At 55.0% G+C, this 25,729-nt stretch carries 22 protein-coding genes; 10 read left to right on the plus strand and 12 right to left on the minus strand.

Annotation, left to right across the window (positions count from 1 at the left end; genetic code table 11):
- Positions 1–63: 63 nt before the first annotated feature.
- Together H7846_RS07625 and H7846_RS07630 are read right to left on the minus strand one after the other, a co-directional pair.
- Positions 64–414, minus strand: coding sequence for a VOC family protein (locus tag H7846_RS07625; RefSeq protein WP_186695867.1), 351 nt, complete (start codon positions 412–414; stop codon positions 64–66).
- 197 nt (positions 415–611) lie between these two features.
- The gene (locus tag H7846_RS07630) at positions 612–1,364 is read right to left on the minus strand and encodes a FadR/GntR family transcriptional regulator (RefSeq protein ID WP_255460927.1); all 753 of its coding nucleotides are present in this window, start codon (positions 1,362–1,364) and stop codon (positions 612–614) included.
- Between the two features lie 178 nt (positions 1,365–1,542).
- Here H7846_RS07630 and H7846_RS07635 point away from each other — a divergent pair, with 178 nt between their 5' ends.
- From H7846_RS07635 to H7846_RS07650, 4 genes are all read left to right on the plus strand, one after another.
- Positions 1,543–2,631: a hypothetical protein gene (locus H7846_RS07635; RefSeq protein ID WP_255460928.1), complete on the plus strand. Its 1,089-nt coding sequence runs from the start codon at positions 1,543–1,545 to the stop codon at positions 2,629–2,631.
- Between the two features lie 170 nt (positions 2,632–2,801).
- The gene (locus H7846_RS07640) at positions 2,802–3,449 is read left to right on the plus strand and encodes a nitroreductase family protein (protein WP_186695868.1); all 648 of its coding nucleotides are present in this window, start codon (positions 2,802–2,804) and stop codon (positions 3,447–3,449) included.
- A 17-nt stretch (positions 3,450–3,466) separates the two neighbouring features.
- The gene (locus H7846_RS07645; protein WP_222597556.1) at positions 3,467–3,928 is read left to right on the plus strand and encodes an NUDIX hydrolase; all 462 of its coding nucleotides are present in this window, start codon (positions 3,467–3,469) and stop codon (positions 3,926–3,928) included.
- Positions 3,925–4,887: an alpha/beta fold hydrolase gene (locus tag H7846_RS07650; RefSeq protein WP_186695870.1), complete on the plus strand. Its 963-nt coding sequence runs from the start codon at positions 3,925–3,927 to the stop codon at positions 4,885–4,887. The genes H7846_RS07645 and H7846_RS07650 overlap by 4 nt, the downstream gene beginning before the upstream one ends.
- On the opposite strand, the gene H7846_RS07655 is transcribed toward H7846_RS07650, so the two are convergent.
- Genes H7846_RS07655 through purB form a run of 3 tightly spaced genes read right to left on the minus strand, consistent with a single transcriptional unit; the run spans position 4,884 to position 7,482 of the window.
- Positions 4,884–5,501, minus strand: a complete 618-nt coding sequence (locus tag H7846_RS07655; protein ID WP_186695871.1) for a UbiX family flavin prenyltransferase — start codon at positions 5,499–5,501, stop codon at positions 4,884–4,886. The two genes, H7846_RS07650 and H7846_RS07655, sit on opposite strands and share 4 nt — an antisense overlap.
- Before the next feature lie 15 nt (positions 5,502–5,516).
- Entirely contained in the window at positions 5,517–6,131 is a 615-nt protein-coding gene (locus H7846_RS07660) for a YkgJ family cysteine cluster protein (protein WP_186695872.1), read from the minus strand.
- A gap of 43 nt (positions 6,132–6,174) precedes the next feature.
- Positions 6,175–7,482, minus strand: a complete 1,308-nt coding sequence (gene purB / locus H7846_RS07665; RefSeq protein WP_186695873.1) for an adenylosuccinate lyase — start codon at positions 7,480–7,482, stop codon at positions 6,175–6,177.
- A gap of 148 nt (positions 7,483–7,630) precedes the next feature.
- On the opposite strand from purB, the gene H7846_RS07670 reads away from it, so the two are divergent.
- Positions 7,631–8,092 (plus strand): MarR family winged helix-turn-helix transcriptional regulator, encoded by a 462-nt coding sequence (locus H7846_RS07670; protein ID WP_186695874.1) that lies wholly within the window; start codon positions 7,631–7,633, stop codon positions 8,090–8,092.
- Complete coding sequence (locus H7846_RS07675; protein WP_186695875.1) at positions 8,089–9,993, plus strand: chloride channel protein; 1,905 nt, start codon at positions 8,089–8,091, stop codon at positions 9,991–9,993. Before H7846_RS07670 ends, H7846_RS07675 begins: the two co-directional genes overlap by 4 nt.
- Here the strand turns inward: H7846_RS07675 and H7846_RS07680 are convergent, their stop codons facing one another.
- Positions 9,994–10,251 carry a glutaredoxin family protein gene (locus H7846_RS07680; RefSeq protein ID WP_186695876.1) on the minus strand — a complete coding sequence of 86 codons (258 nt, stop codon included), beginning with the start codon at positions 10,249–10,251 and terminating at the stop codon, positions 9,994–9,996.
- 108 nt (positions 10,252–10,359) lie between these two features.
- On the opposite strand from H7846_RS07680, the gene H7846_RS07685 reads away from it, so the two are divergent.
- Entirely contained in the window at positions 10,360–12,441 is a 2,082-nt protein-coding gene (locus H7846_RS07685; protein WP_222597557.1) for a glutaminase family protein, read from the plus strand.
- 65 nt (positions 12,442–12,506) lie between these two features.
- Here the strand turns inward: H7846_RS07685 and H7846_RS07690 are convergent, their stop codons facing one another.
- Both H7846_RS07690 and ribA read right to left on the minus strand, forming a co-directional pair.
- Positions 12,507–13,853 carry a Gfo/Idh/MocA family protein gene (locus tag H7846_RS07690; RefSeq protein ID WP_186695878.1) on the minus strand — a complete coding sequence of 449 codons (1,347 nt, stop codon included), beginning with the start codon at positions 13,851–13,853 and terminating at the stop codon, positions 12,507–12,509.
- Between the two features lie 256 nt (positions 13,854–14,109).
- Complete coding sequence (gene ribA / locus H7846_RS07695) at positions 14,110–14,748, minus strand: GTP cyclohydrolase II (protein WP_186695879.1); 639 nt, start codon at positions 14,746–14,748, stop codon at positions 14,110–14,112.
- A gap of 284 nt (positions 14,749–15,032) precedes the next feature.
- Between ribA and H7846_RS07700 the strand changes: the two genes are divergently transcribed.
- Entirely contained in the window at positions 15,033–15,785 is a 753-nt protein-coding gene (locus H7846_RS07700; RefSeq protein WP_255460974.1) for a CAP domain-containing protein, read from the plus strand.
- 87 nt (positions 15,786–15,872) lie between these two features.
- Here the strand turns inward: H7846_RS07700 and H7846_RS07705 are convergent, their stop codons facing one another.
- A complete protein-coding gene (locus H7846_RS07705) occupies positions 15,873–19,151 on the minus strand; it encodes a TonB-dependent receptor (protein WP_186695881.1) in 3,279 nt (1,092 codons plus the stop codon).
- A gap of 140 nt (positions 19,152–19,291) precedes the next feature.
- Positions 19,292–20,428, minus strand: coding sequence for an alginate lyase family protein (locus H7846_RS07710; RefSeq protein WP_186695882.1), 1,137 nt, complete (start codon positions 20,426–20,428; stop codon positions 19,292–19,294).
- A gap of 149 nt (positions 20,429–20,577) precedes the next feature.
- On the opposite strand from H7846_RS07710, the gene H7846_RS07715 reads away from it, so the two are divergent.
- Positions 20,578–22,815 carry a TonB-dependent receptor plug domain-containing protein gene (locus tag H7846_RS07715; RefSeq protein WP_186695883.1) on the plus strand — a complete coding sequence of 746 codons (2,238 nt, stop codon included), beginning with the start codon at positions 20,578–20,580 and terminating at the stop codon, positions 22,813–22,815.
- Between the two features lie 102 nt (positions 22,816–22,917).
- Here H7846_RS07715 and H7846_RS07720 read toward each other — a convergent pair whose 3' ends face one another.
- A complete protein-coding gene (locus H7846_RS07720; protein ID WP_186695884.1) occupies positions 22,918–24,369 on the minus strand; it encodes a sensor histidine kinase in 1,452 nt (483 codons plus the stop codon).
- Positions 24,366–25,049 carry a response regulator transcription factor gene (locus tag H7846_RS07725; protein ID WP_186695885.1) on the minus strand — a complete coding sequence of 228 codons (684 nt, stop codon included), beginning with the start codon at positions 25,047–25,049 and terminating at the stop codon, positions 24,366–24,368. Before H7846_RS07725 ends, H7846_RS07720 begins: the two co-directional genes overlap by 4 nt.
- Positions 25,050–25,160: 111 nt before the next feature.
- On the opposite strand from H7846_RS07725, the gene H7846_RS07730 reads away from it, so the two are divergent.
- A complete protein-coding gene (locus H7846_RS07730) occupies positions 25,161–25,583 on the plus strand; it encodes an EamA family transporter (protein ID WP_186695886.1) in 423 nt (140 codons plus the stop codon).
- Positions 25,584–25,729: the final 146 nt, after the last annotated feature.

Genomic DNA, 25,729 nt, shown 5'->3' on the forward strand with positions numbered 1-25,729 from the left:
AGTTTATCAGGGGAAGAAGAGGTACCCCATTTACGGGAATAGGGTACCTGAGCAATTTCTGACTTATTCAGACCAGACGGCTAAATGATTGCCATCGGGATCGAGGAAGTGAAAGCGCCGTCCACCCGGAAAAGCAAAGATCTCCTTATGGATGGTGCCTCCGGCAGCTTTCACCGAGGCTAGAGTGGCTTCGAGGTCGCGGCTGTAGAGGATGACTCGGGCGCCGCCAGAATCGACCCGCTCGGCTCTCGTAAAGCCGCCTTCAAGATTTCCGTCACTGAAAGAGATGTAGTCCTCTCCCCAGCCCTGAAAGGTCCACCCAAAGACTCTGGAGTAAAAGCCCTTGATCGCTTGCGGATCTTTGCAGGGAAATTCGATGTAGTTGATCGCGTGGTGCTTGTGATGCCCAGTCATGATGTACTCCTTCGGTTAAGAGGCTGATTTGAGCGCAAGATCACTGCGCCCGCATGGCCTCCGTTCACAACGCTGCGGGTTGAGGTTGTGAGTAGAGTCTCCTGACTGGAACCTGAACCGTGAGAGCGGGCGGAGACTGCCGAGGTACGGTTACAGGGTATTCGGGCACCCGGTGATTCGCAAATGAGATGTGTGGATTAGTCGGTGACCGTCTCGACGGCGTCGGCAGACTGTGAGATCTGTTCGATCTCTGCTGCCTGGGCAGTGCGGGCAAGGTTGAGGTGTTTTTCCATCGCTTCGCGTGCGTGATTCGGATTGTGCGACCGGATGGCACGGAAGACCTCGCGGTGCATCTCAGCGGATTCCTTCAAGTCCTTGGCGTTCTGGACGGTCTTGGAGCGATATTCGTAGAGATTGGCCGTGATGGTTTCCATGAGCGCAGCCAGAATAGGGTTTCCTGCAGCACGGGCGATGGTGCGGTGGAATCGCACATCGTGGATGAGGTACTCCTGAGGATCGGTGATGGCGGCGTACATCTCGGCGACCTCTTCTGCAAGTTCGGCGACATGTTCATCGGTGGCGCGCTCGGCGGCAAGGGCGGCGATGGAAGACTCGAGGACAAGGCGGGCTTCGAACATCTGCCAGGGAAGGAAGCCGTGGAGAACTCCGAGAACAGAGAGCGAGCTGGAGTCGAGGGCGGGAGGGCCGCTGGAGACGAAGGTTCCTGCACCATGGCGGCTCTTGAGCACTCCCATGGCAGAGAGGAAGCCGATACCGGCGCGGAGGCTGGAGCGGCTGATCTTAAGCTTGCGAGCTAACTCCCGCTCGGGGGGAAGGCGATCGCCGGGTTTGACCTCACCTGAGGCGATGAGAGAGCGAACATGCTCGACGACCTGCATGGTGAGCTGGCTGTGCGGGGTAGCGTCGCTGACGGTCTCTTTTTTAATCAAGAAAATCCTCAATCACTCAATTAAACGAGTGGGAGAAGGGTAACACGGAGGAAAGGGGAAGAGCTAAAGACGAGGCAGGGTGTGCGTGAGATCCACTCAAATTTGTGATGGATAGAGAGCCAGGTTATTGACAAGTTCTTAGCGGCTGGGAGAACACATTTCTTATGCGTCAGGAAAGATGGAAGAGCTTCGTACTAGACTTGAATCGTCGCAGGAGGTTTCGGTGCGGAAGTTCGGTTGCCATCGGAAGATTGGGGAGTGGGGCGGGATGGTGGCGCTCACGGTGATGTTGGCGTGTAGCGTGGCAGCTCGTGGTGAGAAGTGCACGACACAGTCTGCGATGACGGAGAGCGATCGCAACGCCCTGGCCGAGGCAGCTCGTGGAATGGCCGAGAAGGTTTTGGTGAACGATGCCGCAGGTCTGCAGGCGATCACGATTGATCAGTATGCGAAAGATTTTTCTGCGATTCAGGGCGCTGTAGGAAACGCTGCTGCAAAGATCAAGGGCGCGACGCTGGTGGTGGAGCAGGTGTATCTGCTGGATGCTAGCGATCTGAAACCCGGAGCGGATGGAAAGTTCGCGACTGCTCAGTTCCCGTGCACGCTGAACCGGTCGATTGCAGAGGCAGATTTCTCCATCCCTTCGCTGCCTGCAGGCAAGTATGCTTTTGCGATCGTGGAGGCGCAGGGGATTCCTGCGCCATGGCGGTTGTCGTTTTTGATGCAGCAGGTTCAGGGGCAGTGGAAGATGGGTGGGTTTTATCCGAAGCCCATGACAGCTGCCGGACACGACGGGCTATGGTATTGGACACAGGCCAGGACGATGGCCAAGAACAAAGAGCAGTGGAACGCGTGGCTGTATTACCAGCAGGCTGAGGCGCTGCTGAATCCATCAGAAATGATTCAGAGTACGCACCTGGACAAGCTGCGGAGCGAGCAGACGGAGGTTGCTCCTCCGGCGTTGTCCGAAGGAGTCAGCGCCGATTCACCCCTAGTGGTGAAGGGAGCCGATGGAGCTGAATATCACTTCACTGGATTGGGAGTCGATGATTCTCTCGCAAAGGACAAGATCGATGTGACAGCGCGGCTCAAGGTGGACCAGATTGGAGATCCTGTGGCAGCGAGAAAGCGAAACACCGACGCGATGAACGCGCTGGTTGCGGCTTATCCCGAACTGCGCAAGGGATTTCATGGAGTGTGGGTCTTTGCAGAGGCGCCGGGACAGAGCCCATATGCGACAGAGCTGGCGATGAGCGAGATTCATTGATTCTCCAACGGCTATTTGGTTACTAGAAACCTTTTGCGGAGATTGATTTCCTGTTTTGTTCAGAAATAATTCTCGAAATGCTATCTTGAAGACGCCTTTGTCTTTCGTAACAGGCCAGTAAGCCTTGTTATTAAAGACGACATCCTAAAGTACAGAGAAGACAGAGGACGATGGCGAATATCAGGAAGTCTTTACCCCAGGCAATTGCAGAACGGCGCGCGACTCCTAGTTTCGATGGAGCACCGATTCCGTTGGAGGATCTGAAGCAGATTCTCGACGCGGGTCTTCATGCGCCAAGTGGATACAACATGCAGCCGTGGCGCTTTGTGGTGGTTCAAGCGCCCGAGCAGAAGAAGAAGCTGCGCGCGGCCAGCTTCAACCAGGCGAAGGTGGAAGAGGCCTCTGCGGTGATTGTGGCATGCGGTGATGCCGATGGATGGCGCAAGGACCTGGACCTGATGATCCAACAGGGTCGTGAGGGAGGGATGCCCGAGAGCTACGCGGCTCAGGCCAGTACCAGCGTGTCGAACTTTCTTTCCGGATTCAGCAGAGAACAGATGCATGGGTGGCTGAACAAGCATGTGATGATTGCCCTGACTCACATGATGTTGATGGCCGAGGTGATGGGATACGACACCGCTCCGATGGAAGGTTTTGAGCAGGACAAGGTGCATGAAGTATTGCGGCTGCCGATGAGCTACTGGGTGGTGGCGCTGCTTGGGATCGGACATCTGAAGGGGCCGGACAAGTACTACGGCGGTCGTTTTGAGATGAGCCATACGGTCTTTGGCGAAGAGTTTGGCAAGCCACTGAAGTGAAAAACGAAGACACAGCTGTGAGGAGCGGGCGGGAGTATCCGCAGGCTCCGATCGTCGGCGTGGCGGCGGTGGTTGTATGTGGAGAAACGATTCTTCTTGTGCGCCGCGGTCGCGAACCGATGCGGGGAACATGGTCACTGCCGGGAGGAGCGCTCGAATTGGGCGAAACGACGGCTGAAGGAATCGTCCGCGAGGTCTGCGAAGAGGCGGGCGTCCAAGTGCGACCGGTTGAGGTCATCACCGCGCTGGATCGGATTATCCGCGATGAGGCTGGACGAGTGCGGTTCCACTATGTACTAGTGGAGTGGCTTTGTCTCGTGGAAGAAAAAATCCTTCCAGAGTTGTTGTGTGGAGATGACGCCATCGAGGCCCGGTGGATTCCTTATAACGAGGCGTCTTTGGCCGAGTATGATCTTGGGACAGATACCCTGGATGTAATTGAGCAGGGTTGGAAGCTTGCGGAGACGAAGGCGCGATGAAGATTGTGCTGCGGGTCTTGCTGGTTGTGTTGATCATCGTCGCGATTGCGGGCTTGACGTTCTATTTCAACCCTCTGTGGGTTGGCGATCAGATAACCAGTTTTCAGCTATGGCGTGCGGGCGTGAAGAGCGAATATGTTGAGGCAGGCGGCTATCGACTGCACTACTTTGAGGCGAAGCCGACGCATGGGGACGGCGCTCCTCTGCTGCTGATTCATGGGCTTGGCGCTCGCGGCGAAGACTGGCGAGCGATGATTCCTGCGATGGCGGCGAGAGGATTCCATGTGTATGTTCCAGATCTTCCCGGGTACGGACGTTCTTCCAAGCCGAAAGATGCGGATTACTCGATCTCAATGGAAGAGAGAGCCGTCGTCGCGTTCGCGCAGGCGATTCATCTGCCGCATGCCTTTGTCGGCGGATGGTCGATGGGTGGATGGGTGGCAATGAAGATGACGCTGGACCATCCAGAGATGGTGAATCGGCTGGTGGTTTATGACAGCGCAGGGATTTATTTCCCGGCAGACTTCGGTTCGGAACTTTTTGTACCAACGAATGCTCCGGCAATCGCAAGATTAATGAAGATGCTTTCACCGCATCCAAAACCGATACCGGAGTTTGTAGAGCGTGCGGTGTTGCGGAAGATTGCGCATAACAGTTGGGTGGTGGTTCGCAGCGTATCTGCGATGGCGAATGGGCGCGATCTGCTGGATTTCCGGCTAGAAAATATCCATCAGCCGACGCTGGTGGTGTGGGGATCTGCGGACGAGCTGATTCCGCTCGAGGTAGGGAAGCGAATTCATGAGTCGATTCCCAACTCGTCGCTCAGCCTTATTAAAGGATGCGGTCACCTGGCTCCACTGGAGTGCTGGCAACCAGTGGCAGAGGCGACGGACGAGTTTCTGCGGGCGCAGCCGCCGATGCAGAGAGTGGAAAAAACCTTCTTTACATCAGGAAACTAATCTTCATCCGGGTGCCACTGATAAGCGCCCTCTTGAGGTAGACCAATGTGCGCAAGGACGCGATGGACGAAGTTGCGGGCCATCTCGGCGATGTCTTGCGGATGGTTGTAGAAGGTGGGGATGGTAGGGAAGATGGTTGCTCCTGCTTCGGCCGCAAACTGCATATTGCGAAGATGAATGCGGTTGAAGGGCGTCTCGCGCACACAGAGAATGAGCGGGCGCCGTTCTTTCAGGCAGACATCTGCAGCGCGATGGATAAGGTTTGACGCCAGACCGTTGGCGATCGAAGCAAGGGTTCCCATGGAGCAGGGAAGCACGATCATGGCACTGGTGGGGTAACTGCCACTGGCAATGCTGGCGCCGATATCGGATTCAGCGTGTTGGTGGAGCTTTGGGCAGGGGGTGCCGATGAGTTTTTCAGCAAGATTATTGCGTCCACTCAAGGAGAGTTCTTCGGCAAAGACGCGAAGGGAGCTTTCAGAGACAACGAAATGGATGTGGGAGACTCGATTGTCGTTGGCGAGGGCGCGGAGTATCTCGGCGGCATAAATTGAGCCGCTGGCTCCTGTGACAGCGAGCGTGATGTTGTGCGTTGATGTATGGGATTCAGGCACAGAAATGATTATCGCTTATGCAGAGCGAAGAGCGTAAGCGACGAGGGTCTCGCCGTGGAGGTTGTGTGCGGCATTGTAAGCCGCGTTGCTGTCGGCTTCGAGTGAGGGAATTGTAGGGTCAAGCTCTGCAGCGGCGATCTCTTCAGTGGAGGCGTGAATGAAGCAGAGCTCGCAGGTTGCGAGGTTCCCTTCAGGAGTACGCATGGGTGGGCCAAAGGTGCGGCAGACGATAGGCCGGTGTTCGTAGAGGTCGCAAGTGCCAGTCGTGGGATCGAGCGCAGGGCAGGGTTCGGTGTCGCCGATACTGTTGTCGGATTCGTCGGTGAAGAGCATGGAGTCTTCGTAATCCTCGTAGAGGATACCGGTAGCATGATCGCCAGGGAAGAGTGGGGAGATGCGAGCGAGAGATTCGACAGTGCGAGTGCGAATTTGTGCTGCTCGTTGTGGATCCAGTTGTTCGAGTGCATCGAGGCCTTCGCGCAAGCGAGCAGCGTCCTGATGGGAGATAGGGAAGACCCCATGGCAGCATTGTGTGCAGCCAGGACGGCAGACGAGGTGCGGGCCGCTGCGTTGAGTGGAAGAGACGAGGGCAGCGTCGACGATCTGGACAAATTCAACCGAAAGATTCATCGCTGCTCCCCCTGTAGTCATTCCTTACTGGGTAGACAAAGGGTTATGCGGGCGTTTTAAGCACGCGTTCGAAAATTGCATCCACATTGGCCAATTGACGGTTGTAGTCAAACGCGTGGGCCAGCTTTTCGGGGCTGAGTCGCGCTGTAATCTCGGGAACCTTGGCAATCTCATCGCGGAAGACGAGGTCATTCTTCCAGGAGTTCATCGCATGGCCCTGGACGAGGCGGTAGGCGTCTTCGCGGCTCATGCCAGACTCTGCAAGGTCGAGCAGAAGTTGCCCAGAGAAGACGAGTCCACCGGTGGATTCCAGATTCTTCAGCATACGGGCAGGATAGACGAGCAACTTCTCGATGAGGTTCGTTGTCTTTGCGAGGAGATAGTCCGCCAGAATGGTGGAGTCGGGGAAGATGACCCGTTCGGCAGAGGAGTGCGAGATATCGCGTTCGTGCCAGAGAGCGACGTTTTCAAGCGCAGTCTGGGCGTTGGAGCGCATGACGCGGGCGAGTCCGGAGATCTGCTCACTGGTGATGGGGTTACGCTTGTGCGGCATAGCGCTGGAACCCTTCTGCTTCTCGGAGAAGAACTCTTCGGCCTCTCGAACTTCGGTGCGTTGCAGATGACGAATCTCGGTTGCGATCTTGTCGAGAGTGCTGGCCAACACGGCAAGTGTCGAGATGTAGGCGGCGTGGCGATCGCGCTGGAGCACCTGCGTGGCGATGTCGGCGGGCGTAAGGCCGAGCTCCGCGCAGATAGCTTCTTCATGCTTCGGCTTGAGATGCCCAAAGGTACCTACGGCTCCAGAGAGTTTGCCGACGCGGAGATCTTCGGCGGCAGCATCGAAGCGCTTGAGATTACGCTGCATCTCGGAGTACCAGAGCAGCAACTTGAGCCCGAAGGTGGAAGGCTCGGCGTGGATTCCATGGGTACGGCCGATAATGGGAGTGTTCTTGAACTCGAGGGCGCGACGCTTGAGAACCTCGGAGAGAGCGACGATTCCTTCACGAATAATGGCAGAGGCTTCGCGAATCTGAAGGGCCTGCGCGGTGTCGACGACATCGGTCGAGGTGAGGCCGTAGTGCAGCCAGCGAGAATGCTCCGGGTTCGCAATGTGCTCAGCGACCGTGGTGGTAAAAGCGATGACGTCGTGGCGGACCTCGGCCTCAATGGCGTTGATGCGGTCAACGGTGAAATCTCCACGATCACGAATAGCATCGGCAGCTTCTTGCGGGACGAGGCCAAAGCGCGCAAGAGCTTGCGAGGCAGCTACTTCCACCTTGAGCCAGCAGCGGTATTTGTTTTCGTCAGACCAGATGCGACCGATGACAGGGCGTGTATAGCGGGGGATCAAGGTGCAGGCTCTCCAGAAGATAGAAATGTGGATATCCTCTCTATTTTACTTCGAGGAGCATTTGCGCCCTAAATGGGTGTCGATTCAGGTTGTCTGGTATTTATGTCGTTATACGATATAATCGTGATGCGACATAAACGGAACCAAGATGACCCTGGCGAAAAAACAGCGAGCTACAGGACAGTCGGAGCGGCTAGGCGACCTGGCGGAGTTTCGATACCGTTTGCGGCGATTTCTGAGCTTCAGCGAGGTGGCCGCGGAAGAGGCGGATATTTCGGCGCAGCAGTATCAATTGATGCAGGCCGTTGCAATGGTGCCTGAAGGGCAGGGGTGTTCGATTTCGTATCTGGCAGAGCGAATGGTGTTGCGCCATAACAGCGCTGTGGAATTGGTCGATCGCGCGGAGCGATCGGGACTGGTAAGGAGAGTTGCGGATGAGAACGATCACCGCCGCTCGCTGGTGGAGCTTACGGAGCGCGGAAGCAAGACCCTGGCAACACTGGTCGATGCCCATCTGCTGAAGATCGAGGCCGAAGGCCCGGAGATGGTTCGGGCATTGCAGCGGTTGATCGGCGGCCGCAATACGGCAAAGAAGAGTGGAGCACGATGAGCGCTGCGATAAGCCGGCTTCGGGACTATTCGGTCGATGCCCGAGTGCTGTATGTGAGCGCCTTGGCTATGGTGCTGGGTGCTATAAGTGGGGTGCTTGCCTGGGTCTTGATTGAATTGATCAATCTGGCGATCAACCTCTTCTACTATCACCGGTTTTCTTTTGTAGGAGTTGAACCGGCAAATCATCACCTTGGTTGGTGGGCGGTCTTCGTTCCAGTCCTTGGCGGATTGATTGTGGGGCTCATTGCGCGGTATGGATCGCCGAAGGTGAGAGGGCATGGTATGCCGGAGGCGATCGAGGTTGTTGTCTTCAATGGGGGACGTGTACAGCCACGGGTTGCGATCTTGAAGCCAGTGGCGACTGCGATCTCGATTGGATCAGGTGGGCCGTTTGGAGCGGAAGGCCCAGTGATTATGACAGGCGGAGCAGTGGGGTCGCTGCTGGGGCAACTGCTTCCGATGTCAGATGCGGAGCGCACGGCGCTTATGGTTTCTGGTGCTGCTGCCGGAATGGCGGCTGCCTTTAACTGTCCGATGTCTGCCATTCTGCTTGCGGTTGAACTGCTCCTATTTGAATGGAGACCACGCAGCCTGGTTCCTGTTGCTATTGCTTGTGTGACGGCAGGAGCAATTCGCCACATGCTGTTAGGCGCAGAGCCGATCTTTCGCATGCCGCCGACGACCGTTGTGATGCACCATGCGGCGATGATCGGTGCGCTCCTGATGGGTGTACTGGCTGCTTTATTGGCTACAGGATTAAGTCGCGCAATTCATTTTTTTGAGACCAGCTTTGAACGATTGCCGATTCACTGGATGTGGTGGCCAGCATTGGGCGGCATTGTGATTGGACTTGGCGGATTGATCTTTCCGCCAGCATTGGGTGTGGGATATGGCGTGATCCGGCAGTTGCTGAACGACCAGGTGACATGGCACCTGCTGGTGGGCATTCTGCTGGTGAAATCGACGATCTGGGTCGTCTCCCTTGGATCGGAAACGGCAGGCGGTATCTTTGCGCCACTGTTGATGATCGGCGGCGCAATGGGAGTCATTGTAGGGCATTGGCTGAACCCGATCTCGCAGGGAGCATGGGCTGCCATCGCCATGACCGCCGTTGTTTCCGCTGCTCTCGGAGCTCCGCTGACATCTGCAATGTTTGCGGTGGAACTAACACACAACGGCGGCTTGATGCTTCCGGTATTGCTGGCCTGCGTAACGTCGTATGCACTCAGCGTGTTGTTGCAGCCTCGTTCGATGTTGACGGAAGGACTGAGCCGCAAGGGGCTGCATCTCTCGCGCGAGTATGGGGTGGATCCATTAGAGACGGTGATGGTGCGCGAGGTGATGCATACGAGCGTCTTTGCTTTGCCTGCGAATGCGACGCGACAGGACGCCATGGATTGGTTGGAGAAGATGGACCAGCGCGGAAGCGAGGCATGGTCGCACTGGCAGAGAATCTTTCCCTTAGTCGGAGAGGACGGAAAGCTGGCTGCGATTCTGACGCGAGGCCAGATGATTACAGCGGCAAGTGGGGGAGAACCGACAGACCCACTGATTGCTGATGGTGTGACTTCTCCTGCAATAGTCGATCCGTGGGAGACGCTTCGAGTAGCCGCAGAGAAGATGGCTGAATTGAATCTGAAGTCCTTTCCGGTGGTCGATCATGAGAGAACTCTGCTAGGGATTTTGAATATCGATGATCTTCTGATCGCTCGAAGTAAGGCTTCGCTACGAGACAGGGAAAAGCATAGAGTCCTTCGCCTGCGCTGGCCCTTTCGGCGCAACCAGGAATCTCAATCTCCTATCGATCACCTGATTGATCGTGTATTCGAGAGCACGCAGCTTCAATCGTTCGATCCTGAGAACAAGGTAGTAGAGACGGAGAATCCACGGGAGAAATGATCAGGAGTTTTTGACGCCGAAGAGTTCTTCCATCTCATCGTGAAGAAATCCATAGCCAGGTCGATACGGTTGAATCCACTTGCCATCGAGGACGAACTGGGGGATGGCCCTTTTCCCTACATTGGCTAAGACAAGATCAGCCGCGCCAGGAGTGGCTTCGATATCGATCTCCTTGTAAGAGATGTTGTGAGTGTTCAAGAAGCGCTTCGCTTCGCGGCAGTCGCGGCACCATGCCGCAGTGTAGACGATAAGCTCCATCCTTTAATTTTAGCTGAGGACACTTCGCAGGCGAACCGCCGAGGCAATATCCAATCTCGCGTATAAAGGTAGCGAGAAACCTTACCAAAGGATACGTGGATGAAGAGGATGAAATCGACAGCTTGCTCCCTGTTGGTGATGATATGTCTTTCTGCAGCAGGACAGCAGCATCGCGCACCGGCAACGCCGCTGGTGACAAATGATCCATTCTTTAGTTTGTGGTCGATGGGCGATAAGCTGACCGATGTTCCTGTAAAACACTGGACGGAAGTCGCGCAGCCGATTCTCGGCCTGATTCGAATTGATGGAAAGACATTCCGCTGGATGGGCACAACGCCGCATGGATATTTCGGCATGCCAGCGATTGAAGCGATGGAGCAGCGATCCGTAGAGCTGACTCCTCTGCATACGCGCTATGTCTTTACGGCAAATGGATTGGAACTTGCCGTGACATTCTTCACGCCTCTCTTTCCGAAGGACCTGGATGTAATGTCGCGCCCTGTAACGTATCTGAGCTGGAGTGTTCGATCAGCTGATGGAAAGCAGCACCAGACGGACCTGATGCTGGACGTCAATCCGCTGATCGCAGTGGATCAACCCGGCCAACAGGTGACATGGTCGCGGAGCCACGCGAAGGGGTTGACGCTGTTGAACGTGGGATCTCGCGATCAACAAACGTTGCATCAGTCCGGAGACCGGGTCCGTATCGATTGGGGATATTTCCATCTTGCAGTGCCTGATGCAGCCGCAGCGACGGTATCAATGGCAAATCGTGGCATTCCTTCATTTGTTTCTTCAGGGAATCTTCCGGAGACGGATGATTCTTCCATGCCGGTTCCTGCAGCCGGGCATCCACGCGCAGCGCATCTCTCTGCAAAGCTGCCATTGGGCATGGTTGGAACTGCGAAGGTAGAGCGCCATGTGGAACTGGCCTATACGGAGGGATATGCCATCGAGTATCTCGGCCGTCGACTTCGCCCCTATTGGCAGCGCAATGGTATGACCGAAGCTGCGATGCTCGAATCTGCAGAAAAAGAATATCCGTCGCTTGAAGAGCGCGGCGTGAAGTTCGATGAAGAAGTGATGAAGAACATGGAGAAGGCGGGAGGAGCAGAGTACCGATACCTGACTTCATTGCTCTTCCGTCAGACCATTGCGGCGCACAAGCTGGTGGCGGATATTGATGGGACGCCGTTGTTCTTCTCCAAAGAAAATGACAGCAACGGATGCATCGATACGGTCGATGTAACGTATCCTTCTTCCCCATTCTTTCTGCTCTTCAATCCAAAGCTGCTGGAGGCGCAGCTTGAACCCGTGATGCGTTATGCGTCGCTTCCGCGATGGAGGTTTCCGTTTGCACCCCACGATCTCGGAACGTATCCGCTGGCGAATGGTCAGGTGTATGGAGGCGGCGAGGAGAATGAAGCGGACCAGATGCCGGTGGAAGAGAGCGGCAACATGATTCTGATGGTGGCGGCGCTAGGCCGAGCAGAAGGGAACTGGGACTTCGCGAAGCGCTATATGCCGCAGCTTACGCAATGGGCAGAGTATCTCGAGAAAAAGGGAATGGATCCCGAGAATCAGTTGAGCACGGATGATTTTGCCGGACATCTGGCACACAATACGAATCTTTCAATTAAGGCGATCGAAGCACTAGGAGCCTTTGTCGAGATTGCTCGCGGAGTCGGCGACACAAATCTGGCGAACCGTTATGAGAAGATTGTGCGCACGCTTCCTGAGCAGTGGGAGAAGATGGCGTTCGATGGCGATCATTACATGCTTGCCTTCGATCAGCCGGGCACGTGGAGTCAAAAGTACAACCTGGTATGGGATGATCTGCTGGGCCTTCACCTGTTTCCAAAGAAGGTTATGGAAACAGAATGGAAGTACTACAGCACACAGCTAAAGCCTTATGGGTTACCTCTGGACAATCGCAAGACGATTACGAAGTTGGATTGGCAGGTGTGGACGGCAAGCCTTGCGAGCAATTCAGCGCAGTACGACGATCTGATCCATCGACTGGTGGTATGGGCTGATAACACCACCTCGCGGGTTCCGACGACAGACTTCTACGATACGGTGAGTGGAAAGCAGATAGGCTTTCAGGCGCGATCCGTGGTCGGCGGTGTCTTTATCAAGGCATTGATGCAGGAGCAGACGCTGCGTGGGAAATCCCTGTCCTCTCATTAGAGGTGCAGGGTGCAGAAAAAGAGAGCGCCATCACGGCGCTCTCTTTTTTGATCACATTCCCACTTCTACGAAGCCGTTGTCTTGAGTGATCCAAGGGTGGTTTCAGCACGGCCCTTCCAGCGTCCACGAAGAAAATCAGGAACCTTCTGCGGTGCGCTTCCCTGGGCTACGGAGGCAATGCTCAACGGAACGACACTGGCCCACAGGGCGGCATCGTAGACATCCATGTCGGGTGGAACTCCTTCACGGAAGCAGCTAAGCAGGCTGTAAAGCATGAGGAAGTCCATGCCGCCGTGGCCTCCCAGTTTTTTCCCGATCTCCCCCATCTTCTCCCAGAGAGGGCTTTGATACTGCTTGAAGTCGTCGAGCGAGGTATATTTCTCTCCGCCTTCCTGGCCGTCGAAGTAGATGCGCGGGGGATAGTCTTCGAAGACCCCTTTGCTGCCGGCAATTGCATTGATCCGGCTGTAGGGAATGGGATTAGAGGTGTCGTGTTTGACCGTGATGGTGCGGCCCTTCGCCGTTTTGATCAACGAGATATTGAAGTCGCCTTCTTTGTAGACTTCTTTCCACTTGGGATCGCCGGCCGGAACATGCTCTTTACGATATGCACTGAATCCTGCTTCCGGAGAGCTCATGGAGACGAGATATTCGAAGTTGTCGCCGCGAGCGATGCCCATGTAATTCGCAACCGGGCCGAGACCATGGGTCGGATAGAGGTTTCCGTTCCGAAGCGTATGTTCTTTTCGACGCCACAATCCTTCGCCCTTGTTGGAGAAGAGCTCTTCGCGAAGATCGTGGAGATATGCTCCTTCTCCCCAGAGAAGCTCGCCGAAACGGCCATCCTGCACAAGTTTCAGGACGAGCGTTTCATTGTATCCGTAGCAGCAGTTTTCGAGCATGGTGCAGTGACGGCGCGTCTTTTCCGAGGTGTGCACGATCTGCCAGCATTCTTCGAGCGTGCGAACTCCGGGGACCTCGAACCATACGTGTTTTCCGTGTTCCATCGCTGCAACGGCCATGCGCGCATGCCATATCCACGGCGTGGCAATCATCACGAGATCGAGATCGTTCCGTGCCACCAGCTTTTCGAATGCGAAGTCGCCATCGGTATAAAGCTCAGGTGATTTGCCGCCGGCTTTTTCTACGAGCTGTTGAGCATTCTTTGCGTGATCTTCTGCGATATCGCAGATCGCAAGCACTCTTCCGTCCGCGGCAAGGAGATTCTTGAGCAAAGATGTACCGCGGCCCCCTACACCGATGATGCCGATGCGCGGGTCCTTGCGTTCGTATGGAACGCCAACCATCGACTGCAAGGACCCTGCAACTTCGGCAGCTGCATTGCGTGTGGTGAGGACTTCAGCTGCTCCTGCAGCACTGAGGGCAATAAACTCTCTTCTGGAAAATCCCATGCTTTCTCCTTGGCGTTAAACTCGATGCGTCTGCGAAGCGAATCTTATGGAGGAGTTTCAATGAATGTGGAGATATCGGGCAGATTGCATCGTTCTATTTCGCAATCTACGCATACCCTTATTAAAAGAAACTAAACACTCATAAAAGTAACTAAAGAGATATGGTGGCTGTCAAGGATAAAGTTTGAGGGATGGGGAATTGGAGATAGGTTGAGCGTGTGCTTTCGCTCGATAAGTCAATCGATAGGACGTGGCGTTAGCCGACGAGATGTCCCATCTTGTCCCGCTTCGTCTGAAGGTAGCGCAGATTTGTCGGTTCAGCCGGAACTTCGGCGGAGATACGCTCCACGACTTTAATCCCAGCCTGCTCGAGCGCCTCGACCTTGGCAGGATTATTGGTGATGAGGCGTACGGCATGGACGCCAAGCTGCTTAAGGACCTCGGCTGGAAGCTCAAACTCGCGGCAATCGGCCTTGTAGCCCAGTTCGATGTTTGCCTCGATCGTATCCAGGCCCTGGTCTTGCAGCTCATAGGCACGGAGTTTTGCCATCAATCCGATGCCGCGGCCCTCTTGTTGCTCGTAGAGAAGAATGCCGGAGCCTGCCTCGGTGATCGTCGCAAGAGCAAGCTCAAGCTGTTGGCGGCAGTCACAGCGCAGCGAGTGAAAGACATCACCGGTGAGGCACTGGGAGTGAATCCGGACAATAGGAGGAGCGGAGTGAATGTCGCCCATGACGAGGGCGACGGCTCCTTCGACACGCCGAGTCGAAGCGGGCAACGTATCGTTGCAGGGCTCAGGATTGTCAATAATGCCTTCGAAGCCAAGAATACGGAAGTGTCCCCAACGAGTTGGGAAATCTGCATCGGCAACTTTATTAACGGCAGTAAAAGGCATCTCTTTCTGATTATACGGTTCGGCGCTCACAAGGATTAGATTCGAAAGGAAGTGCCGCAGATGCAGAATCAGCCGTTACTCTTAGTTATGGGAGCGCAACAGGCGCTGTCCTTTGGTGTCTTATTCTTTTAGAAAGCTGTGGTCCTTCTCTTTTTCATCTGCCTTGTTCTAACTGTTTCATGGGATTTTTGGCGATGCAGATGAAAAACAGATCTTCCAACTTATTCCGATTCCTCATCTTCGGTGGTCGTATCATTTCCTGGATTGCTGCGTGTCTTTTGGCGGTGTTTTTTCTGCCGATAGCGGATGCAGCGACTTCCTCGCAGAGGCAGCCTTCACCCAACGTTGCGGAACAATATCTGCTGGTTGCGGTCAATCAGGAACGGGCTGCGCGAGGGCTGCCGCAGCTCCAGAATGATCCTCTCCTCGCACACGCGGCACGGTTGCATGCGTTGCAGATGGCCAGATATAACAGCATCTCCCATCAATTCCCCGGAGAACTGGATCTGGCCGAACGCGGTGCGCAAGCGGGAGTTCGTTTCTCGAAGATCTCGGAGAATGTCGCACTCGGACGGGATGCTTCCGCCTTACACGAGATATGGATGCACTCCCCAAAACACCGGGCGAATCTTCTGGATCCTCACGTGAATGTCATCGGCGTAGCTGTTGTAGCACGAGACGGCCAGTTCTATGGCGTGGAAGATTTCGGAGCGCTCGTCCTGGCAACTCCTTATAACTCGCAGGAGTCTGCTGTGGCGCAACTGCTTGCTCAGAGGGGATTGTCCGTCGGTCCCGCTAACAGGACTGCTACTCTGTCGGAGGCCAGGCAGACCTGCACGATGGAGACAGGTTATGCCGGTCAGTACAAGCCGTGGTTCGTCATGCGTTATACGGCGAGCCGCCTGGATCGCCTGCCGGAGCAGCTGGAGAGTCGTATCCAGTCAGGCCGTTATCATCGTGCGGTGGTGGGGGCGTGTTCTGTGGATAACGGATCGTTTACGGCATACAACATTGCGGTACTACTTTATCTGAAATAAAAAGACCGCAGAAGCTGGAGCTTCGACGGTCCAAGGAGACAAAGAAGAGGTCGCCGGATCTGTGTCCTGACGACCTCGGGGTGAGGTTTAGAAGCTGGCTCGCAGCGAGAGCTGGATCTGCCGGTTGGCTCCAATGCCAACCTGATTGCCCACGGTCGAAGAAAGCACACCGAAGGCCGAGCCAGCGCCTGAAGGTGTGAACGGGGTTCCAGGCTGCGATCCATTCCCAACTGCTGTTGCCAGGGTCTGGTTCAGGCGAACCGTTCCTGGATTGGCATAGTTGGGGTGGTTAAGGATGTTGTAGACCTCGGCGCGGAACTCTACAGAGGCCCGCTCCGTTGCGCGAAACGACTTGCCAAGTGTCATATCGAGCTGAGCAAGATTCGGCCCGGACAGATCGTTGCGTCGATAGTTGCCGAAGGTTCCCGGAGCCGGCGTAGAGAAGGCCGCCGGATTGAGATATTGGAAACCATTTTTGAGGTAGGGATTGACGCCAGGTACAACGTTGGGCCGACGGATATTGCGGCTGTTCCCGCCGCCGGGCACATTGACGACTGCATTGGTCTGTACCGCGCCGTTGACGATGACCGGGTTGGCAAAGGTCTGGCCTGCGATGGAAGTTCCAGGCTTGCCGACGTAGGCCAGGTCCGGCCGGGTGATGAGGACATCGATAGGCAGACCGCTACGGAAGTTAACGATCCCTCCGACCTGCCAACCGCCGCCGAGCACATTCCACGGTCCCGAGAGGGAGTAGGCCTTGCCATGGCCGAAGGGCAACTCGTAAAGCACGGTTGCATTCAGGCTATGGCGGATATCGAAGGTTCCGCGCCCATATTCCATACCGAAGTTGTAAGGGTTCTGGGCAGTGGTCGCTTCGTTCGATCCGCTGGAAGTTCCCAGCTCCTTCGCCCAGGTGTACTGCGTCCCGAGGGAGAGTCCGCGGGAGAAGTGCCGCTGCAGCGAGGTTTGAAGAGCGTTGTACATATCGGTTCCGCCCGAGGTCTTATAGTCGATCTCGGCAAAGCGGCCGCCGAACTGTCGTACAGCAGTACCGACACCGGTCGTGGGGTTGGTATTCACGCCAGTGATCAGGTTCGTGATGGAGCGAAGGAAGAGGTTCCGTCCCGTCGATCCGACGTAGCCGACCATCAACTGAACCTGGCCGGGAAGGCGCTGTTCGATGGAGGCGGTGTAGGTGGTGACGCGCTCAGGAACTTTGTAGTTCGGAGCATAAGCACGAGGCTGATAGCCCAGGGTGGGGCTGTTGATGTCGTAGTTGGCGTAGACATCGTTTGTCGGGTTGATGGGGTATACCTTGCCGGAGGTAAAGGTACGGGTAACGCGATCGTTTGCTTCGGGTTGGATCTGGTCTTCCGTCTGACCGGGACCGTAGAAGACGCCGCCGCCGATGCGGAAGACCGTATTGCCGTTGAGTGAATCAGGAGCCCAGGTGAGGGCGAGACGAGGGCCGAAGTTGACTTTCGAGCTCTGGAACCAGTCGCCGGTGTACTTGGGATAGATGGTTCCAGCAGCCATGTCAAAGAAGACGTTCTTGTTCCGAACCTCGTGCAGGGGTGAGTAGTACTCGTAGCGCAGGCCGTAGCTAAGGGTAAGGTTGCGCTTGATCTTCCACTCGTCCTGCGCGTAGCCGATGTAATAGGCCTGTTTGACCTGCGCGTTCCCGCTGAGTCCAGTGAAGGGGCTCTTGTCGCTCAGATCACCGTAAAAGGCGATCTGCGAGGGGGTATTGTTTCTGAAATCATTGATGCTGTTGAAGGTGTAGGTCGTTCCACCAAGCTGATTGTTGTAGAGCGAGATCGGGCGAATCTCAACACCGAACTTGAGGTTGTGGTTTCCCTTGATGACGGAGAGGTTATCGATGTAGGAGAGAGTCTGCCCGGTATAAGGAGCTCCCACGCCATTGAACGAGCTGGACAGACTGATGAGCGATCCCACGTTAGTGAGGCCCGCGATGGCGATACGCGCGCGGCTTAGATCGGCGTTGGGGCTGGGCCCGGCGATTCCCTGGACCCGCATTTTGATGCCGTTATAGCCGAACTTGGTTTCGTTGAAGATGCGTGGGCTCCAGACCTGTGTCCACGCCAGCACGCCATTCTGCGGAACAGAGACCTGACCGAATTGGCTCAGAGAAGCGTCCTGAATCTGTGAGGAAGTACCCTGGTCGATGTTGTAGCGAGCGTAGAGCCCGAAGCGATTGTTGATGTGATAGTCGAGGCGGATTGCGCCGAAGTCCTCGTTGATACGGTTACTACCGACAGTCGTGACGGTCCGCGAGGCGAATGCCGGATCCAGCGGAAATGGATCTGCGGGAAAGGCGGCCAACAGCGGATAGACAGGGCTGGTGGTGGGGATCTGCGATCGCGTGTAGTTGCTCAGCGTCGCCTGCGTATAGGGGGCTGCCCAGGTCTGGCGTAGACCTTCGTAAACTGCGAATCCGAAGAGTTTGTCCTTGAGGATGGGACCTCCGATGGAACCTCCGAACTGATTCAGACGGAACTTGGGATTCCCCGCAGATGAGTTTCCGGTTGCTCTGCGATTGAAGGTGTTTCTAGCGTCGAAGAAGTCGTTGCGGACGTATTCGAAGACGGATCCGTGCAGGTTGTTGCTTCCTGACTTGGTGATGAAGCTGATCTGGCCTCCGGTGCCGGTTCCCATCTCAGCCGGATAACTGGAGGAGTCGATGCGGAACTCCTGAATAGCCTCAAGAGATTGCTGAAGGCGGAAGAGCGAGGTCAACTCACCATTGAGATTGCCCGGGGACGTATCGATGATGGAGGTCGATTCGATTCCGTCGAGACGAATGATGTTCTGCTCAACAGCGCGGCCGGAGAAGCGGATGTTATCGAAGGTGCCGGAACCCGAGTTTGTGGCTCCTGGAACGAGAAGATAAAGCTGTGAGATTTGGCGACCGTTGATAGGTAGCTCCTGAATCTCACGGGCAGCAACGTTACCACCGATTCTTGCTGAATCAGTTTCAAGGGCGGCTCCTCCAGCATCGACCGTAACTACGGTCTGAGCACTCTCAATATTGAGAGTGAAATTACGATTGATCTCCTGTCCTACCTGGAGGACGATCCCCTTGGTCTTCTGGGAAGAAAAGCCGGAGTGAGAGAGCTCGAGGGTATAGGTGGATGGGGGAAGTTGGGTGAGTGTGAATTGCCCAGAGTTGTTGGTGGTGGTGACGCGTTGCCGGCCAGTATTTTCATCCGTAAGCGTAACCTGCGCATCTGCGAGGACGGATTCGGATTTATCGGTAAGGAAACCGGTGATACTTCCTGTGCTGGTTTGTGCAAAACTCTCGGAGAATAAGACAAACAAAATAAATAACAAACGTGTGAGTTTCATTTGGCCTCTATAGGAGCGAGTATTCGGGGCGAAAATGAAAATCACGTTACTTTTCGATGAATAACAGAACTATTTGGCAGGTTGTGTGTCTAAAATGAACCGCTTTCCGATTGAGTGTTAATGCGAAATAAATTTTTTGATTATGACCGCGACCGTGTACTCCATAGGAGCGGCTGTCGGATCGGGAACGTGCGATCAAGTTCTGGGATGGATGTATCCGCAGGCAGCGTCTTCCACAGGTCGGCGTATTCAGGGCGGCTGTATGCGCGCGCAGCGAGAAGGAGAGCGGGGCGTCGCAAAGGGAGCGCATTAAAAAAAGCGGAATCAGCTTTGTAAGGCCAGGACCCTCGATGGCCAATAAAAGGAAACATGCGGGCTACGGCGACCCGTATACCAGGGCCATCTTGCAGTTCGTAGCCCCAGACGTTTTCGAACCGCGTAGAAAGCAGCTCGCAGCAGCCGGCAAGCATATCGAGGTTGAAGAGACTGTTTCGGTAGGGATCGGGTGTGGTGAGTTCGCGTGGGAAAGAGCCATCGAAGCTGATCTGGGCCCGGATGGTCGAGCTGCGGAATTGGTGACGAAGCGTCGTCAGAGGGCGGTCGTCTTTAAGATTGAGTCGGGCACAAGCGGCAGCCTGCAGGAGCCATGAGGAACCATTGTGGTCCCGGGAGTCGCGGGCGAGTCCGGCGGTGCGGGAAGTATTGAGCCAGTCGAGGTAACCGGTAAACCAGGTTATGGTGGTTAGCTGATCTTCCTGCGAAAAGGCCTCGGAGCTCGCTAGAAAAGGGATGGATTGCGCGACTTCGGCGAGGTGCACAGCTTCCACTAACCCTTCAGGTCGCCCGGCCTTTGCGGGCGGAACGACCTGCGCATACTCGAGACTCGGCTTCATGGAGGTTTCCGGAGAGACAAACCAGGCGCGGAGATGTGCAACTGCCTGGCGAGCATATCGCTCGTCTTTGGTTAGAACGTAAGCCGAGGCGAGAGCGGGCACAATGTGGGCGAGGGAGAGGAGAGCGTCACGATGTGCGGAGAAACCGTCTGGCTCGGAGTAGTAGTCGCGGGAGGATCCGGGAGAGTTGGGGGCTGGCAAGGTAGTAAGGGGGGAGGGTGGTTGTGACAAAAAGCGATCAGCCGCTGCGAGGATGCGGTCGTGATCGATGAGCGCGACGTTAGGGTGAGTAGGGGTTCCTGTGGCAGGAGTCTGGGCAGGCAGACGAGTTGATAACAGAAGAGCGGCAGCCTGAGAGCAAAAAAGTCTGCGAGTAGTTTCCATATCGGCAACCTGGTGCGGGAAGGGTACCACGCTCTCCCAGGGGTGACCACGCTGGAGTTTTGCTCTTGGAGCGCAAACAATTTGCGCCGTATGTACGTCATACTAGCAATCTGCTTATCTCCGATTCGATAAAGCCATAGGATAGAAGGATGATGATCCCTGGGAAGATTGCGCGCTGGTGCGCATCGATATGTTTGTTGGGCATGACTTTTCCTGGTTTTGCAGCGGAGAGAACGGTCAAAGTTTGCGTGCGTGATGAGAAAGGCGGCGCACTTGTCGGTGCGGTGGTTCGGAGTGGAGCGCAGCAGGCAACTAGTGACCCCTCTGGGTGTGTGGCGATCGCTGTGATCGGCACGCAGAGCATGATCGAGATTTCGCATGATGGATTTTCCCCCATAAAACAGGCGGCGGGAGGCGGAACCGAGCTGGATGTTGTACTGCGTGTTGCCACGATCAGCAGCACGGTTGAGGTGACTGCAGCCCGTATGCCATTGGCGTTGGATGCGAGCGCGAGCAGCGTGCGGAACATCGATTCCGGCGAGCTGAAGGAAATTCCTGGATTCGCGCTGGATGACCGGCTTCGGCAGATTGCAGGATTTCAACTATTTCGCAGAACGAGTTCGTGGGTGGCGAACCCCACGAGCCAGGGAACATCGCTGCGCGGATTGGGGTCCACTGCGGCGAGCAGGACCCTGGTGCTGAGCGACCAGGTGCCGTTGAACGATTCTTTCGGTGGATGGATTCATTGGAACGAGATTCCTGAATTGGCAATGCGGCAGGTGGAGGTCATGCGTGGTGGAGCTTCAGACCTTTATGGATCAAGCGCAATCGGCGGAGTGATTGACGTAATCCCGGTGATTCCTGGGGAAGGTCGCCTCCAATACGGATTGAATGTGATGGGCGCGCAGGAAGACACCTCGACTGTAAGCGGATTGCTGGCAGGATCGGTGCGTGGATGGAGTGGGTTAGGTGCATCGACTTTGTTTCGTACCGGGGGCTATGTTCTGACAGCTCCGGAGAGCAGGGGGGCCGTTGATATTCCTGCTAATGTCCATTCTCAGAATGGCAGGATAGAGATACGACATGGATTGGGTACAGATGGCACGATGTTCTTGCGTGGAAATCTGTTGAATGAGGCTCGTAGTAATGGAACTCCGCTGACAACGAACGCGACACGAATCTGGCGATATATAGCAGGCGCGGATTGGAATGATTCGGAGGCAGGAAGATTCCTGTTACGGTTGCATGGAATGAACCAAGGATACCGGCAAAGTTTTTCATCTGTTCCGGCTGGACGCAATAGTGAGAAACTGACTCGATTGCAGCAGGTTCCTTCCGCTCAGTTAGGGGCATCGGGCCAGTGGGCGCGCGCATTTGGTCCTGTAACAGCTGTAGCGGGCGCCGATGTGCTGGATACACGAGGAACAGATGCGGAGACCCCTGTCTCGAATAGCGTTTTGCAGGCAACGGTGAGCACCAGCGCACGGCAACGTGATGCGGGAGCTTACGGAGAACTGCTGTGGCAACCGCGAAGTTGGTCGGTGGCGCTGTCATCGCGTGTGGATCACTTTGCAAGTTTTGATGCAAAGCAGATAGGCGCGACTCCTGCACCAACCTTGCCGGAGATTGCAGAGACACTTTTCAGCCCGCGGCTCGGGGTGGTGAAACAACTTCGTGGAGGACTATCGCTAACCGGTTCGGCGTTTCGTGCTTTTCGCGGGCCTTCGTTGAATGAGTTGTATCGCACAAGCCAAGTGGGACAGCAGGTAACGCTGGCGAATCCGGCATTGCGCTCGGAGAGAGCGACAGGATGGGAAGCAGGAGGTCTGTTGAATCTGCATCGAGTTGGCTCGGTGCGTGCCAGCTACTTCTGGACCCAGGTCAACCGACCTGTAGCTGCGGTGACGATCAGTTCGACACCAACGAGTTCGACCTTGCAGCGGCAGAACTTGGGGCAACTGACGAGCAAGGGTATTACGCTGGAGGCAGAGATGAGGCCGATATCGTTTGTCGTTCTTAAAGGCGGCTACCAGTACGCAGATTCGACAGTAACGAAGTTTCAGGCTGATCCAACTCTGGTGGGCAAGTGGACGGCGCAGGTCCCCCGCAACTCTGGCACTCTGGAAGCGAGGCTGGAGCGGGAGAAATGGGGAACATTTGGGGTGTATCTGCGAACGAGTGGACATCAATTTGATGATTCGTCGAATCAATACAGGCTGGCTGGATTTGCCCAGGTTGATCTATATGCAGAACACGGTTTTACTCGTTGGTTGAAGCTGTGGACTTCGGTACAGAATGTTGGCAATGAGAGGATCGAGGCGGGGAGAACTCCGCTGCTTACGCTTGGAGCGCCGAGAATTGTGTCCGCTGGAATCCGTTTGCAATGAATTAACTAACGTTCTGGCAATCACTCCGTTGTGTAATTAGTCGTCGATTCTCGCTTGTTCCGTTTGGCTCAAATCAACAACGCTGCTTGACGCATAGAAGCTTCAGGAATGGGTTGTGAGCGATGCAGAAAATGAAGGTCCTTCATCCTGAATCAATGCAGGAAGAGATACTGTAACGGAGGCTCCCTGGGGGAGGCGGTTCAAGATCTGAATGGAGCCGCCTGCACGATCACAGATTGCTTTGCATATGGAAAGCCCCAGGCCTGATCCACCGCTTTTGCGAGAGCGCGACGGATCTCCTCGATAGAAAGGTTCAAAAATATGAGGAAGGTCATCCGAATGAATACCCTCTCCTTCATCTTGAACGAATAATTTCATCCAGGGCCCTTCTGATGTAAGCGTAACGCGAATGACGCTCCCTTCAGGACTATGTTGAAGTGCGTTCATCAGCAGGTTAGAACACAAAAGGATAGCGTCGCGGCTGTCGACAGGGACCTCAGCTTTGGTGTAGAGCTCGGTCGATATATTGATTTCCTTGATTTCAGCGAAGGGCTGAACCTGTTGTGCCGCCGCTTCAATACTCTTCCAGAAAATACAAGAGGTGGGCTTATCGTTGGTATTGGAAGATGGTTGTTCCAGACGGGCCAGCGTAAGCATCTTTTGGATAGTTGTCTCCAGACGGGTCAGGTCATCGAGAGTCTGTATTAAGCCGTGATCGTATTCTTCTTGGGAACGCTTTCGCATCCTCAACAATTGCATCGAAGATTTTACGATTGCGAGATCGGTCTTCAGCTCATGTGCGGCATCGTGAGTGAGACGACGCTGCTGCTGAAATGAATCTTGCAAACGAGAGAGCGCAGCTTCGAGCGCATTCGCTAGAGGGCGCAATTCGGTGATCTCTTTAGCGCTTGCAGGAGGATCAAAGCGGCAACTATTCAAATTAATTCGGCCTGCTTCATGAGCAAGTTCATAGACCGGAGAGAGGCTCTTCCGGACCATCCAGGCTAGAACGACGGCGGTAATGCTTAGGAGGAGAATTGTAGCGATTGCGAGAAACCGGGTTGCTTCGAGAACCTCATGCCATAGATGTTTTGTGGGCATGCCATAGGTTACGGTGACTCTATATTCAGTTCCCCCGTTTGCTGTTCCCGGATCAATGATGCGTATCCCGTGAAGGACTACAAATCTGTACCCTTGCCCCTTGATTTGAGCATTATGGAAGGTGGGATCTATAGACGCGCGTTCTTCCGAAAAAGAGGGAACGATGCCTGCGGTGCCTAAGATGTTTCCTTTTTCATCTTCAACGCGAAATACAGAGTTTTTCGTCAGATGGATTCCGCGCATATCCATAAGAAGATTGTCTGAAATATCGTCTGCATCCTGAACAGCTCCAAATAGCGTCTGAGCCGTACCTGTCAGCGCAGTATCGAACGCATTCAGTCGCAGTTGGCGTTCATGGATTGCAACTGTTCCGATAAGAGCAGCTGCGGCGAGCAGTTCAAGTGTAAGTACCGTCAGAATGAGGCGGCGCGTCATGGAAAAGGGCCGATTCATCCAACAGAACCCTCCTGATATAGACGATAGCCGCGGTGGCGTAATGTCTCAATCAAGGGTTCGCTCCCTGCGACATTCAGCTTTTTCCTGAGATTTGAGACGTGTGCTTCAATGATGTTAGAGTGATGCTCCCAGTCAAAGTCATAGAGATGTTCGAGCAGCTCCTGCTTCGATACAACAGCACGTGGGCGATGGAGAAGGTACTCCAGAATGCGGTATTCAGTAGGAGAAAGGTCGATGGATTGGCCGTTCCGGCTCACGGTTTGGTATATCGTATTGAGCTTTAGATCTGCGATGGCAAGCACAGGCGTCGCTGCACCCTTCGATCGTCGAATCAGCGCTTTGATCCGGGCCAGAAGTTCTCCCAGGTCAAAAGGCTTGCTTAGATAGTCATCTGCTCCAGCATTGAGCAGTTCGACGATCGATTCTTTGCCTTCCTGAGCTGTAAGGATAAGGACGGGCGTATGGAGCTTCGCCTGTCTCATATCCTGAAGCACCCGTTGCCCGCTTTTGCCCGGAAGCATGAGATCCAACACGATCGCATCGTAGACGCCTTGCGTGGCAAAAGCTGAACCTGTATTTCCATCTGCAGCATGATCTACTGCAAGGCCCGTCTCACGTAAGGCAGCGACGATATTTTCCGCGAGCCTTTGTTCGTCTTCGATCAGGAGTACCCGCATATCCACCTTTGGATTCTTTCAATTGCTCATTAAAGCAGGCTGAAGGTCGTTAATGCTGGTAACAGTGGATTTTTCTGCTGTCATGAACACCTCAGCCATAGACTAAAGACCATGAACTGGTTGACTTGGTCCTTACTTTCCGCCGTCTTTGCGGCCGCGACGGCGCTTCTGGCAAAGCTGGGCGTCGCTCACGTCGAATCGAATTTAGCGACAGCCGTGCGAACCACGGTGGTGCTCGTTCTTGCCTGGGCGGTGGCGTTCAAGTTCGATTCCCACCGCCAGCTTCAATCTCTTGATATGCGGAGTCTGGGATTCCTGATCGCTTCTGGATTGGCAACTGGGCTTTCGTGGCTCTGTTACTTTCGTGCGTTGGCGCTAGGGCCAGCTTCAAAGGTCGCTCCAATCGATAAGCTGAGCGTCCTCTTCGTGATTGTGTTGGCATGGCCCATCCTAGGAGAATCTCTTACAACCGGAAAACTGATCGGCGGGGGCTTGATCGCTCTGGGAGCTGTGATTTTAGCGGTTGTTAAATAGCAGATTGTTGGAAGATCATGAATATGGTGGTGGTTATCAGAGTCTCTGCGAATCGAGAAACCTTGGATGCGCGCATGATTTACATGTGCAGATCAGCAGCATAAGAGATTGTTGCCGATGATCATGGAATAACTTAAGGATGCTTT

Origin of the sequence: Edaphobacter sp. 4G125 (genome assembly GCF_014274685.1) — a bacterium.
GTDB lineage: Bacteria > Acidobacteriota > Terriglobia > Terriglobales > Acidobacteriaceae > Edaphobacter.